Source organism: Sinorhizobium sp. 8-89 (genome assembly GCF_030124325.1).
Taxonomy (GTDB): Bacteria; Pseudomonadota; Alphaproteobacteria; order Rhizobiales; family Rhizobiaceae; genus Sinorhizobium.
The window spans coordinates 175098-193243 of sequence record NZ_JASKLR010000002.1; the positions used below are offsets into that span (position 1 = coordinate 175098).

The following is an 18146-nucleotide window of genomic DNA, read 5'->3' on the forward strand; positions in this document are numbered from 1 at the left end:
TTATGTAATGGCTAAAAGGCGCTTTTCACCCCGTTTGCCAAGCGGAAAATTGCTTTTCCGCAATTTCGTTCAATCGTCTTGCGTCACGCCGCCTGCCCGGTCGAGCGACGGCGGGCCGCCACTTTCGCGAACACCGTCGCACAACGCTCGATTTCAGCCTCCGTCGTCGCCTCGCCGATCGAAATACGCAGCGCTCCCTGGCGGGGGTCGTAGCCCATCGCCGTCAGCACATGGCTCTGCCCGACCTTGCCGGAGGAGCAGGCCGATCCCGCCGAAAGCGCTACGCCTTCGAGGTCGAAAGCGATCTGGCCAGTTTCGGCCTTGAGACCCGGAAGCGTGAAAAAGCTCGTGTTGCCGATACGCGAAACATCGCGCCCGTGGATTATCACATCCGGCGCCGACAACTGCATTTCGGCTTCGAGCCGATCGCGCAAGGCGGCAATGGCGGCCATACGCTCTTCTATATTGTTGGCGGCAGCACGGGCAGCCGCTCCAAAGCCAACAAGCGCCGGTGCATTTTCCGTACCGGAACGATGGCCTTTTTCCTGTCCGCCACCACGGATCAACGGCGAAGGCATCATGACTTCGCCACGCGCCACGAGCGCGCCCGCACCTTTTGGCCCGCCGATCTTATGCGATGAAACGATGAGGAAATCCGCGTCTAGCGCCTCGATCGACAACGGCAAGCGACCGGCCGCCTGCACCACATCGACAACCAGGAGGCCACCATGGGCGCGAACGATGGCCGCGACCTCGGAGATGGGCTGGACGATGCCCGTCTCGTTATTGGCGAGCATCACGGTGACCATCGGCAGCCCAGCTTGACGATCATGGGAAGCAAGCAGCGCTTCCAGCGCAGCGCAATCGATCACGCCGGCGGCCGTCACCGGCACCTCGCAAACATCTTCGCGCGCGAAACGCCCGCCCTCGCGTACTGCCGGATGTTCGATAGCCGAAGCGTAGAGCCTGGCGATCCGGAGCGGCGTCCGCCCCATGCGGAAATCCGGGGTCAGCACCATGTTGGCGGCCTCGGTGGCGCCGCTGGTGAAGGTGACTGAGGCGGCTTGCGCGCCACAAAGCGCAGCGACGTCACGCCGCGCGCTTTCGACAAGCGCCCGCAGCGCCCTGCCCTCGCCGTGAACAGACGACGGATTGCCGATGCGGTCGACCACGGACAGGAAAGCCTCGCGCGCTTCGGCCAAAAGCGGCGCTGTGGCGTTCCAATCCATATAAATGCGCGGTCCCGACATCGTTTCCTTCGCTAGAACAAATGGCTTGGCCGTTACAATCGGCGCCGTTGCATTTTCCTTGAATTTTCCGCGCCGCTTGCCTTATGAGACGAAGCACATGGCGGAATGCCCGCACCGAAGTTTTGAACGGTTCTAAACTGGGTTTTAGAAAACCTGACTGCTTTCGTCAAGACAGATCGGCACTGAAACCGCGATTTGAACCAGAAACATTCCCGGAGAGCCAATGCCCGAGATTATCTTCAACGGACCAGCCGGTCGCCTGGAAGGCCGTTATCAGCCTTCGAAACAGAAGAGCGCCCCGATCGCCATCATTCTGCACCCGCATCCCCAGTTCGGCGGCACGATGAACAACCAGATCGTCTATCAGCTTTTCTACATGTTCCAGAAGCGCGGCTTCACGACGCTCCGGTTCAACTTCCGCGGCATCGGGCGCAGCCAGGGTGAGTTCGATCACGGCGCGGGCGAACTCTCCGACGCCGCCTCCGCACTCGATTGGGTCCAGAGCCTGCATCCCGATTCCAAGAGCTGCTGGGTTGCCGGCTATTCCTTCGGAGCCTGGATCGGCATGCAACTGCTGATGCGCCGCCCGGAAATCGAGGGTTTCATGGCCGTCGCGCCGCAGCCGAACATCTACGACTTCTCGTTCCTCGCCCCTTGCCCCTCGTCCGGCCTGATCATCAACGGTGACTCCGACAAGGTAGCCCCCGAGAAGGACGTCAACGGCCTCGTCGACAAGCTCAAGGCTCAGAAGGGCATCCTGATTACGCACAAGACCGTGCCCGGTGCCAACCATTTCTTCAATGGCCAGATCGAGAACCTGATGGCCGAGTGCGAGGATTATCTCGATCGCCGTCTCAACGGCGAATTGACGCCGGAACCGGCAGCCAAGCGCATCCGTTGACAGATCGACAGTAATGAAGCGGTCCTTGCACGCAATACGGCGGGCGAGGACCGCCGAGAATGCGTAGCGCCTAGCTCCGGCCAACCCAGTGCGGGACCGCAGGCGACACGACATGTGCCGGCGTTTCGGCGCACTCCACCCTGTTCCGTCCTGCGGCCTTGGCGGCATAGAGAGCCTTGTCCGCCCGTTGCATGGCCAATTCGAGCGGCTCGCCTGCGGCAACCGCCGTGACCCCGAAACTGGCAGAGACCGTCACCGTTTCAGCCAGGCCGTCGATCCGCATCGATGCAGTCGCCGCGCGGATTCCGTGGGCAAGGACGCGCGCATCCGATAGGCCCGTCAGCGGAAGAAACACTGCAAACTCTTCGCCTCCGAGACGCCCGGCAACGGCGCGGCTTGGCATCAGATCGAGAAGCAGGCGGGAAAATCGACGGATCACCTCATCTCCGGTGTGGTGGCCGTATGTATCATTCACCCGCTTGAAATGGTCGAGGTCGGTAAGGATGAGCGCGCCGGGATGGCCCGCGCCGCGCCTTTCCAGCATGGGACCGAGACGCTCCCTGAAGCCCCGGCGATTGTAGAGGCCGGAGAGGGCATCGACTTCGGAGCTGGCCCGAGCGTCGTCGATGATGTCCTTGACCATGACGCCAAGCATCGCGAGACCGGTTCCGACGATCAGCATGGCGCCGAGAGCCTGCGAGATCAGCGCGAACGGGCTGGTGAGATAATCGGCTGCCGTTCTTCCGGCGCCTGCCGCAATCGCCGCGTAGATCTTCGCGAGATAGTAGGCTGCGCTCAAAGCCAGGAGCCCGAGCAGGATCCGGTCTGCATAGGTTCGCCGCCGCGAGCGGACGATCGCCGAGGCGGACCACGCCTGAATGAAGAAGAAAGGCATCTGGTAGAAAAAGGCGTGCTGCAAGGTGCCGCGCGGAAGGTCATAAATCAGAAGATCGACGATGACCGAAGCGATGAAGAAAGCAGCCAGCGCCGCAGGCCTGACCGGCACCTGATAAAACAGGCCGAGTCCGACGCGAAGCAGGCAGAAGCCGCCGAGGACGCTGGCGAAAGCGCCGATCGCGAGTATGCGGGGAAACGGGCTGAAGGGCAGAACGGCTTCAAACACCGCCGACAAGGAGGCGATAGCGAAACAGGCGGCTATCCAGATCGCCGGTCGGCCCGAGCGGCTCTTTGCCGCAATGATGAGAAATGCGACCACGAATATCTGGGCGACGATGAAATTCACCGCCAGAAGGGAAATCGCACCACCCATTCGATAGCTTCCGAACAGTTCCGATTGCGAATCACGGATCCGCACAAATCTCACACACCAAAGGTATCCTACTGGCGGTGTACGAAGAAATAATTAGAGCAGGACAAGGAAAGGTGTGAAGCCGCCGTTGTGGCCGTTCGATGTGCCTTCATCCTTGTTCTGCTTCGGCATCTATCACCTTTGATGCCAATCGACCACCACTCACGGGGCGACCGACGCCGGTCGTTCCGGGATAGGTCAACGGCAAGCCGCGCAATGATCTCACCGCCAGATAAGCCCAAGCCTCGGCCTCCATCGAATCGCCGTTCAGTTCCAGCGCTTCAGCGGCAAGCACCCGGGCATGCGCCGCATCGGCAAGCTTCGTCAGATCCTTCATGATGATCGGGTTGAGGCGGCCGCCGCCACAGATCACATAGGTCGCCGGCGCCGCCGGAAGATGTGCTGCCGATCTGAGAATGGCTGCGGCGGTCACGTAGGCGAGTGTGCGAGCCCCGTCTTCCAGGCTTGCGTCCGCGCCTGAGGGCGGCGCAAAGTCGTTTCGATCGAGCGAGCGGCGTTTCTGTGCCGTGAAAAAGGGATGGGAAAGATAACGCTCGGCAAGTTCGCCGAGCACGGCACCTTCGCTCGCGATCATGCCGCCCTGATCATAGGGGATGCCCGCATGGGCCTCCACCCACTGGTCGATCAGCGTGTTGCCGGGGCCGCTGTCATAGGCGACGATTCGGCCATCGGCACCGATGAAAGTGATGTTGGAGATACCGCCGATATTGACGAAGACGACGGGCGCGCCGACCTCTTGCCGCTCCGACAAGCCGTGCGCCAGTGCGGCGTGATAGGCCGGAATGAGCGGCGCCCCCTGGCCGCCATGCACCATGTCATTAGCCCGCATGTCGTAGACGACGTCGATTTGTGTTTCGCGCGCCAGCAAGTCTCCATCGCCGATCTGCACCGTCAACCCTTCGTCGGGGCGGTGCAGGACCGTTTGGCCGTGGAAACCGATTACATCAATATCGTCCGGCAAAAGGTTGTTTTCATGCAGGAATATTCTGACCGCCTCCGCATGGCGCAGTGTCAGGTCGCGTTCTAACTGCGCGAGCGTTGCCGGCCTTTCATTCCGCACGATGATAGACTTGGCGTCGTCGAGCCCTTGTTTCACACGCTCCCGAAAACGCGCATCGTAGGCGTATCCGGCGGAGGGGCCTCTCTCCACGACGCCCTCGCCGTCGGTCCGCAGCAATGCGACGTCGATGCCGTCCATACTCGTGCCGCTCATCAGGCCGATTGCCGTCAAGAGCTTGCTCATTGTGTTCCTCCGCACGGTTTTGCCTCGATCGGGGCGGGCGGAAACCACAGTCAATTTTCCTCGTCCCGCCTACAGCGCCGCGCGTCTTGCCAGACGCGCGAGGGACGCTGTAGCACTTTGAATCGCTGTATGTTTTTATCCTTAAAAGGCTAGGATTTAAGGAAACATGCAGTAGCGTTCATAACAAAACGCCGGCCAAGCAAAAACGTGCACTTTCGATAAAACAATGATAAACGCCGGCCGCAGACGTCCTATCCACTCGAAAGAAACAGGTCATGTCCGAGTTCAAGTCCGATTTCCTCCATATGCTCAGCGAGCGCGGTTTCATCCATCAGACCTCCGATGATGCCGGGCTCGACCAACTGTTCCGTACGGAAACCGTGACTGCCTATATCGGCTTCGATCCCACAGCGCCGAGCCTTCACGCCGGCGGTCTGATCCAGATCATGATGCTTCATTGGCTACAGGCAACCGGGCACCGGCCGATCTCGCTGATGGGCGGCGGCACCGGCATGGTCGGTGATCCGTCCTTCAAGGACGAGGCGCGGCAACTGATGACGCCCGAGACGATTGCGGCCAACATCGCCAGCATCAAGACGGTCTTCTCCAATTACCTGAAATACGGTGATGGTCCGAAGGACGCGTTGATGATCAACAATGCGGACTGGCTGCTTGGCATCAACTATCTCGAATTCCTGCGTGATGTCGGACGCCACTTCTCGGTGAATCGCATGCTTTCGTTCGACAGCGTCAAGATGCGCCTTGATCGCGAACAGTCGCTGTCGTTCCTCGAATTCAACTACATGATCCTGCAGGCCTATGATTTCGTGGAGCTTCACAAGCGGACGGGATGCCGACTGCAGATGGGCGGCTCGGACCAATGGGGCAACATCGTCAACGGCATCGATCTCGGCCACCGCATGGGCACGCCCCAGCTCTACGCCCTCACCTCGCCGCTTCTGACAACCGCATCCGGCGCCAAAATGGGTAAGTCGATCAGCGGCGCCGTCTGGCTTAACCCCGATATGCTCGGCGCTTACGATTTCTGGCAATACTGGCGCAATACCGAGGATGCGGACGTCGTGCGCTTCATGAAGCTCTACACAACCTTGCCGATGACGGAGATCGGTCGTCTGGCAAAACTCGGCGGTTCCGAGGTCAACGAGGTCAAGAAGATTCTCGCGACGGAAATCACCGCCATGCTGCATGGGCGGGCGGCTGCCGAGCAGGCAGCCGAAACGGCGCGCAAGACCTTCGAGGAAGGCGCCCTTGCCGAGAACCTGCCGTCGATCGAAGTCCCCGCCCCCGAACTCGAAGCCGGCGTCGGATTGCTGACGCTCATCGTGCGCGCCGGTCTTGCGGGCTCGAACGGCGAAGCCCGGCGCCACGTCCAGGGCGGTGCCGTGAAAATCAACGACGAAGCGATCAGTGACGAACGTCGAGTCATTGCTCACAGCGATATCGCCGACGGCGTCATCAAGCTGTCGCTCGGCAAGAAAAAGCATATCCTCGTGCGGCCGGCTTGAGCCGCATCGGGGTGACGCCAAACCTCGGGATGGGAAGCGCCGCTTCCCATCCCACTCGCGTTTTGCCTATTGGATGCTTCGGATCGCTTCGGGCAAGAGTACCGGGATCCTGGCCGGCTTTCTCACTGAAACTCGAAGATGTTGCGGAAGACGCCGGGCGCGATGATCGACAACGGATTGATCGTAAGCTGCGGTTGTGTGAATTGCCCGGTCAGCTTGAAGGTGATGCCGAGCAGGCCGCGATCGCGGCCGTTGCCGAGCAGGACGCCGATCAGCGGCAGTTCGCCGAATAGCCGGTTCAGCCCGTAGGCGGGCATGAATGTACCCGTCATGTCCATCCGGTCCCGCGCATCGCGGACAGTTCCCTGGAATGTCGCACCGACGTCGACGCCGCGCAGGACACCACTTTCGACGTGGATTGTGCCCTGATCCAGGAAGAGTTGAGCGAAGCCGCGCTCGAACCGCGCCGTGCTCACGTCGATATCGCGCCGAACTGCCTGACTGAGGCTGCGGCCATCCTGTCCCGCCGGCGTCGAGACCATGGATTGCAGCCGCTGTTCGCCGACAAGCGAGAATTTCCGCACATCGACAGCGCCGCGCCAGGAACGCGCGCCGCGGTCGCGCAACCTCAGATTCATCAGGCCACCGCGCATGTTGCGATAGATATCGGCAAAGCGCGCCAGCGCGCCCGCGTCGCCGGTTGTCAGTTCCAGTATATTGTCGGCGCCTGATTTGGCGGTCTTGGCCACCACCGCCTGCCCGCTCCCGGTCAAAGCCGACAAGTCGATGTCTTCGATCTGTTGCCCGCGGGTCGAATAGACGAAATTCACATTGGACAAGACTTCGCCGTTGAAGCCCATAACCCGGTCAAGCCGGGCCTTGACCTTGATATTGCCGCTGTCGGCAGAACCGGATCCCGCCTTGGCTCGGAGCAGCGCCGGCCTGATATCCGCGGCTGCACCGGTCAGGCCAATGGTGTAACCGCCCTTGCTCCGATCGATGGTGACGGCGAAATCGTCTCCGTTGGCAAGGCGCACACCGTTCAGCTCGGCCGATGCGAGGCCCGCGTCATCGACACGCAGGCGACCTGCGGCGCCGAACCCGTCGCCGGCGATGTCGAAATCGCCGATCTCGGTCACGCCATCGGTTGCCTTGACGGTGAATTGTGTCTTTGCGGGGATGCCGGCTCCCTTGCTCCAGCCGATCCACGGGAGCGACAGCGAAGCCTTGCCGAGGTCCGCCTTGACGGATTGACTGCCGTCTTCCGCCAGCGAAACGTCGACACCGACCGGCCCGCTGACGATGCCGGACAGGGCCGGAGCGATCTTCCGCCGGGCGGCGTCGTCGAGCGTTCCGGAGATTTCGCGGGTCCGCTTCACGTTGGCCTTGCTGTCTACCGGTTCGGTCAGGGCGATCCGCATCTTGGAACCGTCGATCAAGGCATCCGCCTGAAGCACCGCCTGAGCGTTGTCGATCCGCATCGTTCCCGCCAGATTGGCGATGGACCGACCGGAGACGGGTCGGTTGATCGTCACGTCCTGAAGCTGCATCTCGGCCTGCCAAAGCGGCGATGGCGGCTTCTGATCCGATATCAGACCGAACCGTGCGCCGACCAAGGCCGTCATCGGCCCGGTGAAATCCTCCGGCACGAATGGAGTCTTCTGAAGCGCGCGGATCGGTTTATAGGCGACGAGCTCGGCAATCGCATCGGCCTGTCCGCCGACCTCGATTTTCATTTCCGCCATCAGCGGCTTCGCGTAGACGTCGGGAATGCTGAAGTCGCCGCCATTCAAGGCGACCGAGCGACCGGACGGAAAATAGGCGGCGCCCTGCTTGACGTCCACGACTACGCGCTCGCCGCTGAGCGTGAAATGCCCCGAAGTGTCGCGAAGCGGCGGGATGTCGCCGGCTATGTTGATACGCGAGTCGTCGATTGCGAAGTTGATGTTGAGCTCATCCTCGTTGAGCCTTAGATCGCCCTTGCTGTTGGCGATCCTCCCCTCCGCTATCGAAACCTCGATGCGTGCGTCGGTCACCGTGCCGCCGAAGAGATTCCCGAGTGCCCATCGTCTTGCTCCCTTTGCGAGCCACCAGGGCCACAGCTGCTTGACGGCGGTGGAATGCATCTGATCGGTGAGTGCGACGAAGCTGATTTGCGGCGACGTCTTGCCGAAGGCGAGGGAAAGCGAACCCGCCATGGAGCCGAGCGGGCTCGAAATCGCCAGTTGGTCGAAAATCAGCCGGTGGCTGCCAGCCTCGAACCGCCCGCTTGCCTTGGCGTCGAAGGCGAGGGGGTGCTCCTGGATGTCTTCGGGGTCCGTACTCGCATTTCTCAAGAGAAGGTCGACGGCGAACCCCTTCTGGCTGGCCTCGCCAACCTTGTCGAGATCGATCAGGGCACCGGTGAAAGGAAAGCTCGAGCGTCCGATCTTGACGACGGACGGCAATATTTCGACCGAGGCGCGGTCAAAGTCATAGGAGACATTCAGTTCGGACGGATTGAGAACGGAAACAAGGCCACCGGCATGGAACGAACCTTGCGATGTCCTGACGCCGACTTCCAACTCCGGCTTCTGACCATCAGCCGCACGCGTGGCTTTCAGGCTGACATCCGCCGACGCCTCGATGCCGAAGGCCTCTTCGCTCGCAGATCTGCCGTGATGGAGAAAGGGAGAGAGCGGCAAAGCGCTGACGGTCCCCTCGAAGCCGCCGATGCGACCATTCGATCCGAGCGCCTTGGCGGTCAATTGGGCATTTACTCCGTCGATCGCGACAGTTCCATCAACGCGCATGGAACTGTCGGGGTCGTGGGTGAACTCCAATGTTTTCACCTCGACGGGAACGACGCGACCACGCGCTCCCGTGACCGACAGGCTGAAATCGGAGAGCAGCACGGTTTGTGTCGCCCTGCCCGCGGTCAATCGCGACATGCGGTCGACCTGCGCGAACAACTCCTCTAGTGCATCGCCGACATCGGCGATCCGGATCGTCGTGAGATCAATCGGTTCGCCGCGCGGCAACAGGCCCGTATCGAGCTGGCCTTCTTCCGCTTCGAGGCGCGACACCGCGATGCGTCCGGTCATCAGCGCGAAGGGATCGAGCGCTATCGAGATTGCGCCCAGTCTGGCGAGGTGGCGGCCCGACCCGCTTTCCTTGAGCGTGACCCCACGCGCCTTCAAGGCGAGCGCGCCGCCACTCGTCATGCGGATAACGGTGCTCTCGACGTCGGCATTGTAGTTCTCGCCGAGGGCAGCATTCAACGCGGCGCGCGCCCGCGCGTTGAGCGGCCCGTCGACCAGGCCGCTTTCGATGACGGCGATGAGCGACGCCACGACGACAAAAGTGAGAAGCGAGCAGCACAGTATGATCTTGCCGAGAAGACGCAAGGCACCGCCCGGTTGAGGCGCATGCACGATGACCGGTTCATGGGCTTGCGCCGAGGGCAGCTCGTGCAGCGCGATGATGTCTTCCTTGCGAAAGCAAACCCTTTCGCCGCGGATCTCGCTCATCGGTGCAGGCGCCCTCCACCTAAGTGCGGCATTTTATTTTTCCCTGTAAGGTCAATCGCCGCGCCCAAGGGCCGGACCTCTTCTTCGCCCATGTAGATCACAATTCGCGGAGCCAAGTCACCACGCGCCCGCGCCGATGCTGTGGAAAGGCCCGCCTATCGCCCCAGTTAACACGACGGAACACCGGCTACCTCGTAGCCACGAAGCCCGTCCGGCACCTGTCAAATCTATCACAAATCCGCTGGACGGCCGTCGTCGATTTTCGATATGCCCTACCTGCCGAATGTCCACAAAACTTGGCGTAAGAAAGGTTAAATCATGGCACGATTGGGACCAGGTGATGTCGCCCCGGACTTTGAGCTTCCTCGCGACGGCGGCGGTTCGATCTCGCTCTCGTCTCTTCGCGGCAAGCCGGTGGTGCTCTTTTTCTATCCCAAGGACGACACCAAGGCCTGTACCGAGGAAGCGATTTCTTTCTCCGGTCTCGCGAACGAATTCGCGGCGGCGGGTGTCGCTCTGATCGGGCTCTCGCCCGATTCGGTCAAGCAGCACGATCGCTTCGCGAAGAAACACAATCTGACCGTCACGTTGGCGGCGGACGAAGAAAGGAACGTCGTCAATGCCTATGGCGTCTGGGTGGAGAAGAGCCTCTACGGGCGCAAATACATGGGCGTCGAGCGTACCACGTTCCTGATAAATCCGGACGGGACGATCAACCGGGTCTGGGAAAAGGTCAGGGTAGCAGGTCATGCGAGCGAGGTTCTCGCTGCCGCAAAAGCACTTTGAACTACAGCGCCGCGCGTCTTTTCAGACGCGCGAAATTCGCTGTGGCACTTTGAATTGCTGCATGTTTTATCCTTAAGTCCGCTCCGATTTAAGGAACATGAGTATGAGGGGCGAAGGATGACCGACCTTCCGCAATTCCATAGTCTGCGGGGCGCTGCCGTCGAGGCGATTCGCGCGTCAGACCTCGGTCTCAAGACCGAGCTTGCGCAGCAGGCGGCTCGACGTTGGCAGGCGAGAAAGCTGTCGTTGCGCTCGCCGCGAGATCGCCCTGTTCCCGAGCGGCCCGGACGTCCGGATAGGCCGGTGCTCACGCCGCCGACCCAGGTCAAGCGGCGCTCGCTCGGTTCGTTGAAGGGGCGCATCGCCCTGCTGCATGCCATCGCCCATATTGAATTGAACGCCGTCGATCTGGCGCTCGATATCGTCGCCCGCTTTGCTTCGGAACCTGTGCCCAATTCCTTCTTCGACGGATGGATGCAGGTCGCTTTCGAGGAGGCGAAACATTTTCGCATGGTGCGGCAGCGGCTGAACGACCTTGGTGCGGACTATGGTGATCTCCCCGCGCATGACGGCCTGTGGCAGGCCGCGCACGATACGCGCAACGACCTGACCGCGCGCCTTGCGGTCGTGCCGCTCATACTCGAGGCTCGCGGTCTCGACGTCACGCCGGCTTTACAGGCGAAAATGCGGGAAACCGGCGATCACGAGAGTGCTGCCGTTCTTGATGTTATCTACGAGGATGAGAAGGGTCACGTTGCTGTCGGCGCCAAATGGTTCCGCTTTCTTTGCGCCCGGCAAAGGAAGGATCCCGCCGCAACGTTCCAGGCACTCGTGCGTGCGAACTTTCGCGGCCCGCTGAAGGCTCCGTTCAACGATATCGCCCGCGCAGAGGCCGGTCTGACGCCGTCCTTCTACCGGTCGATGACGTCGTCTACGAACATCTGATGCAGATGCTTTGCTCAATGGTTTATTAACCCTAATAAAGTGTAATCGCCATCAAGCAATGCGAGGCAATTCGCACCTGGCGGGGGTGATGTGGTGTCTGTTCGTCCGGCAAATCGTGCCTTCGGAAAAAGCACGCGAAGCCACGTGCTGATTCTGGCGAGCGGCGACAAGGTGCGGCATATGACCGTTCGCCCCTGGATGGCGGCGCTTGTCACATCCGTTGTCGGGGTTTTCGGTATCGGATACATGGCGGCCACAACCTATCTGGTTCTGCGCGACGACCTGATCGGCGGCACGATCGCTCGTCAGGCGCGTATGCAGCACGAATACGAAGACCGAATCACGGCGCTGCGGGCGCAGGTGGACCGCGTGACGAGTCGGCAGTTGCTGGACCAGCAGGTCGTCGAGGAAAAAGTCGAGAAACTCCTGCAACAACAGTCGGTCCTTTGGTCGCGCAGAGACAGGCTCGGTGCTCTGGCGGGAACCGCCGATGCTTCCGAAGATCTCGGCGCTGACGTGCCCCCGGCGGTTGAACCCCTCGCCTACGAGAAGCCTGCAGACGCGCATGGCGGCGTCGAGGCAATCGAGGAAATCCTGGGGATGAGCGGTGAGGCCAACGCAACGCCGATGCGCCTCGCTGCCCTCGCCTATACGCCTACCCTGCCTGGAAGCCGAGACAAGGAAACAATCTCGGACCGAGCGGACCGGATCTTTTCCAAGGTCACGCTTTCGCTGAAAGATGTCGAACGCGATCACATGGTGCGCATGGAGCGCCTGAGGAGCAACGCGGCCCGGGCGTCCGAAGCGATCAGGACGATCGTCGAGCGCACCGGTGTCGCGCTTCCGGCCGGCACGACGGCAGCTTCCGCGAGCGGGATCGATCGAACCGCGATCGGCGGGCCGTTCGTCGAACCCAACGGTGATGATCTGTTCGGGAAATCGCTTGCCGCACTCGATAGCGCCCTTCTGGAACTGGAGAGGACCCGCGAAGCCGCCAGGAAGCTGCCGCTCGCAAATCCGGCGCCCGCCAGCGATATCACCAGCAATTTCGGCAATCGGCTCGATCCCTTTCTCGGGCGGCTGGCGCTTCACGCCGGCATCGATTTTCGGGCATCGATCGGGACGCGCATCCGCACTGCCGCCGCTGGGACCGTCACCGTCGCTGGCCCGACGGGCGGATATGGGAACATGGTCGAGATCGACCACGGCAACGGCGTCGTCACCCGCTATGCCCACCTGTCGGTGATCCTGGTCGACGTCGGCGACCATGTGCGTGCGGATGACGTCATTGCCAAGTCCGGAAGCACCGGACGGTCGACCGGTCCGCATCTGCATTACGAAGTCCGGTTGAACGGTCACGCCGTCGATCCAATGCGTTTTCTCAGTGCCGGCACGAAGCTTGCTGGCTATATGAATTGATGCTAGCAAGGACCGGCATTGTCTCCTCCCGCTTGACAAGAAACGCGCAGATTCGCGCCCGTTTACCTTTCGCTACTTCAACGTGCTGGATTTCTTGACTTTCGGCGCCTTTCGGCTTAAGAGCGCCGCCACGTGATGGCGCATTTTCCATCGATCGATTAGTGTTCTATTGAACCGGAACGGAAACAGTTTCCCCTTTGACCAATTTTGCTGACCTTGGCCTGAGCCAAAAAGTTCTCTCCGCAGTTACCGATGCGGGCTACACAATTCCGACACCGATCCAGGCTGGCGCCATCCCTCCAGCGCTGCAGCGTCGCGACATTCTGGGCATCGCACAGACCGGAACCGGCAAGACGGCTTCTTTTGTTCTGCCGATGCTGACGCTTCTGGAAAAGGGTCGCGCCCGCGCCCGGATGCCGCGCACGCTGATCCTAGAACCGACGCGTGAACTCGCCGCGCAGGTCGCAGAAAACTTCGATAAATACGGCAAGAACCACAAGCTCAACATCGCGCTTTTGATCGGCGGCGTTTCCTTTGACGAACAGGACCGCAAGCTCGAGCGCGGTGCCGATGTTCTGATCTGCACCCCCGGCCGTCTGCTCGACCATTTCGAGCGTGGCAAGCTTTTGATGTCAGGTGTCGAGATCCTCGTCATCGACGAGGCGGACCGGATGCTCGACATGGGCTTCATTCCGGACATCGAGCGCATCGCGAAGCTTATTCCCTTTACCCGCCAGACGCTGTTCTTCTCGGCGACGATGCCGCCGGAAATCCAGAAGCTTGCAGATCGCTTCCTGCAGAACCCGGAGCGTGTGGAAGTGGCTCGCCGCTCCTCGACTGCGACCACCGTTGCCCAGCGGTTCGTCGCCGCGCACGCCAAGGACTATGAAAAGCGCGCGGTGTTGCGCGACCTGATCCGGGCCCAGGACGAATTGAAGAACGCGATCATCTTCTGCAACCGCAAGAAGGATGTTGCCGATCTCTTCCGTTCGCTCGACCGCCATGGCTTCTCCGTCGGCGCGCTGCACGGCGATATGGATCAGCGCTCGCGCATGGCGATGCTCGCCAATTTCAAGGACGGCAACATCAAGCTGCTTGTCGCTTCGGATGTGGCGGCTCGCGGGCTGGATATTCCGGACGTCAGCCATGTGTTCAATTTCGACGTCCCGATTCACGCGGAAGACTATGTTCACCGCATCGGCCGCACCGGCCGGGCGGGTCGTTCCGGGGCCTCCTTCACGCTCGTCACGAAACGCGACACGAAGTTCGCCGACGCCATCGAGAAGCTGATCGGTCAGAACGTCGAGTGGCTGAACGGCGACCTTTCCGAGCTTCCGGAACCGATGGAAAGCCACGATACCGGCCGCAAGGATCGCGGCCGTGATCGCCACAAGGATCGCAAAAAAGATGTGGAACGTTCCGGCAGGGGCCGTTCCGATCATAGATCCGATACCGCCCATGCCGATAGTGCGGCTGAACTCGAACCAGTTGCAGAAAGGGCGGAAGCAGTGAAACCGGAACGCAATGCAGATAACGGGCGCGGTCACAACGGTCACAATGGCCGCAACGATCGGCCGGGGCGCGCACAGAATGCCGCCAACGACGACAATCGCGACCGCCGCAACCGGCATCGTCGCGATCACGACGACGGCCCGACGCCGATCGGTTTTGGCGACGATATCCCGGCCTTCATGCTGATTGCCGGTAAGGCCTGACCTTCGGCCTCATGGCTCTTCCCGGTGTCGATTTCCCCGGTGTTGGCTGCGGTCTCGCCATTCTACGCGAAGGCAAGATCCTGCTTTGCCGGCGCCTCAAGGCGCCCGAGGCCGGCCACTGGAACATCGTCGGTGGCAAGGTCGATCATATGGAGCGCGCCGAAAATGCGGCGCGACGGGAGGCTGAGGAGGAAAGCGGCCTTTCGATCCACTCGACCCGCTTTCTCTGCATCAGCGAGCAGGTGATTGAAGCGGACCGGCAGCACTGGGTTTCGCTCATCTACGTGACTGAGGATTTTTCCGGCGAGCCACGTCTCACCGAACCGGACAAGCTCTCCGATATCGGCTGGTTCGATCTGTCCGCCCTGCCCCGGCCGCTGTCGCGCTTCGCCACCGATGCTGTTCGGGCCCTCGGCTAGAGTTATTCCAGGAAAAGTGTATAACGTTTTCCCGTCCGGAATTGCGTGGTTTCAAAGAGTTGGATCATTTCATTAGTTCAATAAATGAAATGATCTCTGTTGCCCGCTTCATCTGCTATTTCTTCGACCTGAGTCCCGCCGCGTAAGCGATTCTCACCCAGCGGGCCATCTCGTCCGGATCATCCAGCGCCGCATCTGGAATGCTCCAATAGGGCATCTTCACCGTTTTCCCCTTGCCGTCGTAAGCCCATTGGCGGCTGCCTGCCTGCTCGAATTCCGGCGCCGATTCGGCGTCCCCCTTGAGAAGGATCTCGCCGTCGACTTCGAGCGCGAAGATCACACCTTCGAAATAGATGCCCTTCCCACCGAACATGCGGCGGATCGTGACCGGCCCCAATGTTTCGAACATCTCCTCGATCGCCGCGTTATCCATCCTTCACTCCTTCAGTACCCCACCCGCGGCGATAATCGCTTCCGGTGTGTCGAGATCAATGCGCGCCGCTTCGCCGAGTTCGACATCGACGACCGGAAGCCCGCACCGCTCGACGATATGCCGCGCTCCGACGTCGCCGACGAGTTGCCTGACTGCGGCGAACGTCTCTCTCGGCAAAATAACCGGATTGCCGCGCTGGCCTTCAGAGACGGCACGCACGACCGCTTGCCTCCCTTCGTTGTCGAAGACTTCGATCATCTTGCGCAGATGATCGGGAGTAACCCCCGGCATGTCCGCTAGCATCACGAGAACGCCGCCGGCCTCTGTCCCAAGCGCAGTCACGCCGGCCACCAGCGACGAGGCCATACCGGCGGCGTAGTCCGGATTGGAGACAAGCGTAACGGACAGGCCGTCGAGTGCGGCGCGAATATCCGATTCGCGGTATCCGGTCACGACGACGACCTTCCCGGCATCGGCCGCCATCGCCGTTTCCACGGAGCGCCGAACCAGTGGAACACCGTCGAATTCGGCAAGAAGCTTGTGTCCGCCGCCGGCACCCATCCTGCTTGCCCTACCCGCAGCCAGAACCACGATCCGTGCCGGATCGCGCGGTGGGCTGACGCTTAGCTCCCGAGGCTGCGGCCGCGTCGGAATCTCCTTCAGCAAGCCGCCGACACCGAGGCCGGTTATTTCCTGCGAGTTCGGCCATTCGCCGGCAAGCAGCCGGTCGAGAATCCAGTCGAAGCCGTTCTCCTTCGGACTGCGTGCGCAACCCGGCGCTCCGACGATGGGAATTTCGCCGATTCCGCCCAGAACGAGAAGGTTGCCAGGATCGACCGGCATTCCGACATGTTCGACGACGCCACCTGCTTCGCGAATCGCTGACGGAATCACGTCGTCCGGGTCGGCGACTGCAGACGCGCCGAAAACGATGATCAGATCATGAGTCGACTTCAGATCGGCTATGGCAGCGCCAACCGCGCCTTCCGAATGCGCCACACGACGTTCCGTAACGAGATGGCTCCCGGAGCGCGAGAGCCGGGCGGCGAGGACGGCATGGGTCTTCTCCATGACCTGGTGCTTGAGTGACGGCAACTCGGTAGCAATCAGAGCCGCGCGACGCGGTGCGAAGGGTTTAACCTCGAAGGCCGGTTCGGCCCGCAGCATGTCCTCGGCTTGCGCGACGAAGTTCTCCGGCACCGCCAGCGGAATGATCTTGATCGTCGCCACCATGTCGCCCGATGTGACCGCCGTGTGATCGGCGAGGCAGGCGAGCGTGATCGCCGGATCGATCCGGTTCAGCCGGTCGACGACGGCGCGATTTGCCACGAAAAGACCGGAGACGGTGGCATAAATATTCACCCGGCCCGTCGCCGCTTGCGAAAAGCGCAGGTGGTCGGGAGCGATCGCTGCGGCGATCCGCGCAGCCGCCTCGTCTTCGAGCAGGTCGTGCGCATCGAGCCGGGCAACAATGACCTCTTTCACATCGGCTTCGGCAAGCGCCGCGATGTCCGCTTGGCCCAGGCGATGGCCTTTCGACAGCCTCAGCGTTCCGGTTTTCATCGCATGCGCAAGAACAGCGCCCTCGGCATCGGCGAGCCGCACGGGACCGAACCTCATCTTGCACCTCCTGCCCGGCCCGCCGGATCACGGCGGCGCAAGGCTTCGATGATCTCGGCCAGGACAGCGACAGCGATTTCGGCAGGGCTCGCCGCGCGGATATCAAGGCCGATCGGGGCTTTGATACGACTAATGGCTTCCGCCGGCACGCCTGCTTGCGTCAATCTTTCGACGCGCGTTGCGTGGGTCTTGCGGCTGCCGAGCGCTCCCACATAGAAGCAGCCCGCTTCCAAGGCCGCCCGGATGGGATAATCGTCGATCTTCGGATCATGGGTGAGCGCGGCGAGCGCCGTATAGCGGTCGAGTGGCCTTGAGGACAGAACGTCTTCGGGCCACTCGGCCAGGAGTCCGACATTACCGAAGCGCTCCGTCGTCGCGAACGCCGTGCGAGGATCTATGATCGTCATGTCGAATCCGGCAACTGCAGCCAGACCGGCAAGTGCTTGAGAGATATGAACGGCGCCGATGGCAACGATGCGCGGCGGCGGCAGATGAACATTGATAAACAGCGATCGTCCTTCCACCGCCGTAACGCCGGCGCGCCCCGAACGCAACGCTTCCACGATCACGCTGTCCCATTCCGGCGGAAATTTCGCTCCTTCCGGAAAGACCTGACTGGCGCCGTCCGCAAGATCGGTAACGACGACCGCGGCTCGTCGCGCGGCCCGCGCCGCATTGATTGCCTGAAGGGTGGAGCGTTCCATCGTCAGCCGTCAATTCTTTCGACATAGACCCGGATGCGGCCGCCGCAGGAAAGGCCGACACGCCATGCAGTCTCATCGGCAACGCCGAATTCGAGGATTCTGGATGTGCCGGAGGCGATGATGTCCATCGCCTCCGCTATGACCGCACCTTCGACGCATCCGCCGGAGACGGATCCCTGAAAGTTCCCTTCCTCATCGATGACGAGATGACTGCCGACCGGTCGCGGTGCCGAGCCCCAGGTCTCGATGACAGTGGCAAGCGCCACTTTGCGCCCGTCACTGCACCAAGTTTCGGCGATCTCCAGCGGATCGAGGACGTTAGGCTCTGTCGACATGTTCCGGTTCT

15 protein-coding genes are annotated in these 18146 nt (G+C 61.5%); 7 read left to right on the forward strand and 8 right to left on the reverse strand.

What is annotated here, in order from left to right:
• Nucleotides 1–83 precede the first annotated feature (83 nt).
• Entirely contained in the window at nt 84–1250 is a 1167-nt protein-coding gene (locus tag QN219_RS05325; RefSeq protein WP_283998552.1) for a cysteine desulfurase family protein, read from the reverse strand.
• A gap of 223 nt (nt 1251–1473) precedes the next feature.
• On the opposite strand from QN219_RS05325, the gene QN219_RS05330 reads away from it, so the two are divergent.
• Nucleotides 1474–2151, forward strand: coding sequence for an alpha/beta hydrolase (locus QN219_RS05330; RefSeq protein ID WP_173513292.1), 678 nt, complete (start codon nt 1474–1476; stop codon nt 2149–2151).
• A gap of 70 nt (nt 2152–2221) precedes the next feature.
• On the opposite strand, the gene QN219_RS05335 is transcribed toward QN219_RS05330, so the two are convergent.
• Both QN219_RS05335 and QN219_RS05340 read right to left on the reverse strand, forming a co-directional pair.
• Nucleotides 2222–3421 carry a GGDEF domain-containing protein gene (locus QN219_RS05335; protein ID WP_283998555.1) on the reverse strand — a complete coding sequence of 400 codons (1200 nt, stop codon included), beginning with the start codon at nt 3419–3421 and terminating at the stop codon, nt 2222–2224.
• A 148-nt stretch (nt 3422–3569) separates the two neighbouring features.
• Nucleotides 3570–4724 (reverse strand): anhydro-N-acetylmuramic acid kinase, encoded by a 1155-nt coding sequence (locus tag QN219_RS05340; RefSeq protein WP_283998557.1) that lies wholly within the window; start codon nt 4722–4724, stop codon nt 3570–3572.
• Nucleotides 4725–4999: 275 nt separating this feature from the next.
• On the opposite strand from QN219_RS05340, the gene tyrS reads away from it, so the two are divergent.
• Nucleotides 5000–6250 carry a tyrosine--tRNA ligase gene (gene tyrS / locus QN219_RS05345; protein ID WP_283998559.1) on the forward strand — a complete coding sequence of 417 codons (1251 nt, stop codon included), beginning with the start codon at nt 5000–5002 and terminating at the stop codon, nt 6248–6250.
• Between the two features lie 122 nt (nt 6251–6372).
• On the opposite strand, the gene QN219_RS05350 is transcribed toward tyrS, so the two are convergent.
• Complete coding sequence (locus QN219_RS05350) at nt 6373–9759, reverse strand: DUF3971 domain-containing protein (RefSeq protein ID WP_283998561.1); 3387 nt, start codon at nt 9757–9759, stop codon at nt 6373–6375.
• Between the two features lie 318 nt (nt 9760–10077).
• Here QN219_RS05350 and QN219_RS05355 point away from each other — a divergent pair, with 318 nt between their 5' ends.
• From QN219_RS05355 to QN219_RS05375, 5 genes are all read left to right on the forward strand, one after another.
• Nucleotides 10078–10545 carry a peroxiredoxin gene (locus QN219_RS05355; RefSeq protein ID WP_283998563.1) on the forward strand — a complete coding sequence of 156 codons (468 nt, stop codon included), beginning with the start codon at nt 10078–10080 and terminating at the stop codon, nt 10543–10545.
• A 117-nt stretch (nt 10546–10662) separates the two neighbouring features.
• Nucleotides 10663–11490 (forward strand): ferritin-like domain-containing protein, encoded by an 828-nt coding sequence (locus QN219_RS05360; RefSeq protein ID WP_269283525.1) that lies wholly within the window; start codon nt 10663–10665, stop codon nt 11488–11490.
• 93 nt (nt 11491–11583) lie between these two features.
• Nucleotides 11584–12909 (forward strand): M23 family metallopeptidase, encoded by a 1326-nt coding sequence (locus tag QN219_RS05365; protein WP_283998565.1) that lies wholly within the window; start codon nt 11584–11586, stop codon nt 12907–12909.
• Between the two features lie 197 nt (nt 12910–13106).
• Nucleotides 13107–14624, forward strand: a complete 1518-nt coding sequence (locus QN219_RS05370) for a DEAD/DEAH box helicase (RefSeq protein ID WP_283998566.1) — start codon at nt 13107–13109, stop codon at nt 14622–14624.
• Nucleotides 14625–14635: 11 nt separating this feature from the next.
• Nucleotides 14636–15043 (forward strand): NUDIX domain-containing protein, encoded by a 408-nt coding sequence (locus QN219_RS05375; RefSeq protein ID WP_283998567.1) that lies wholly within the window; start codon nt 14636–14638, stop codon nt 15041–15043.
• Between the two features lie 115 nt (nt 15044–15158).
• On the opposite strand, the gene QN219_RS05380 is transcribed toward QN219_RS05375, so the two are convergent.
• From QN219_RS05380 to QN219_RS05395, 4 genes are read right to left on the reverse strand one after another with little or no spacing between them, the layout of a single operon-like run.
• Nucleotides 15159–15476, reverse strand: coding sequence for a TfoX/Sxy family protein (locus QN219_RS05380; RefSeq protein WP_283998568.1), 318 nt, complete (start codon nt 15474–15476; stop codon nt 15159–15161).
• A 3-nt stretch (nt 15477–15479) separates the two neighbouring features.
• On the reverse strand, nt 15480–17096 hold the full coding sequence (locus QN219_RS05385; RefSeq protein WP_283998569.1) for a molybdopterin-binding/glycosyltransferase family 2 protein: 1617 nt from the start codon (nt 17094–17096) through the stop codon (nt 15480–15482).
• Nucleotides 17093–17800: an XdhC family protein gene (locus QN219_RS05390; protein ID WP_283998570.1), complete on the reverse strand. Its 708-nt coding sequence runs from the start codon at nt 17798–17800 to the stop codon at nt 17093–17095. The genes QN219_RS05385 and QN219_RS05390 overlap by 4 nt, the downstream gene beginning before the upstream one ends.
• A 2-nt stretch (nt 17801–17802) precedes the next feature.
• A complete protein-coding gene (locus QN219_RS05395; protein ID WP_283998571.1) occupies nt 17803–18135 on the reverse strand; it encodes an XdhC family protein in 333 nt (110 codons plus the stop codon).
• Between the last annotated feature and the right edge of the window lie 11 nt (nt 18136–18146).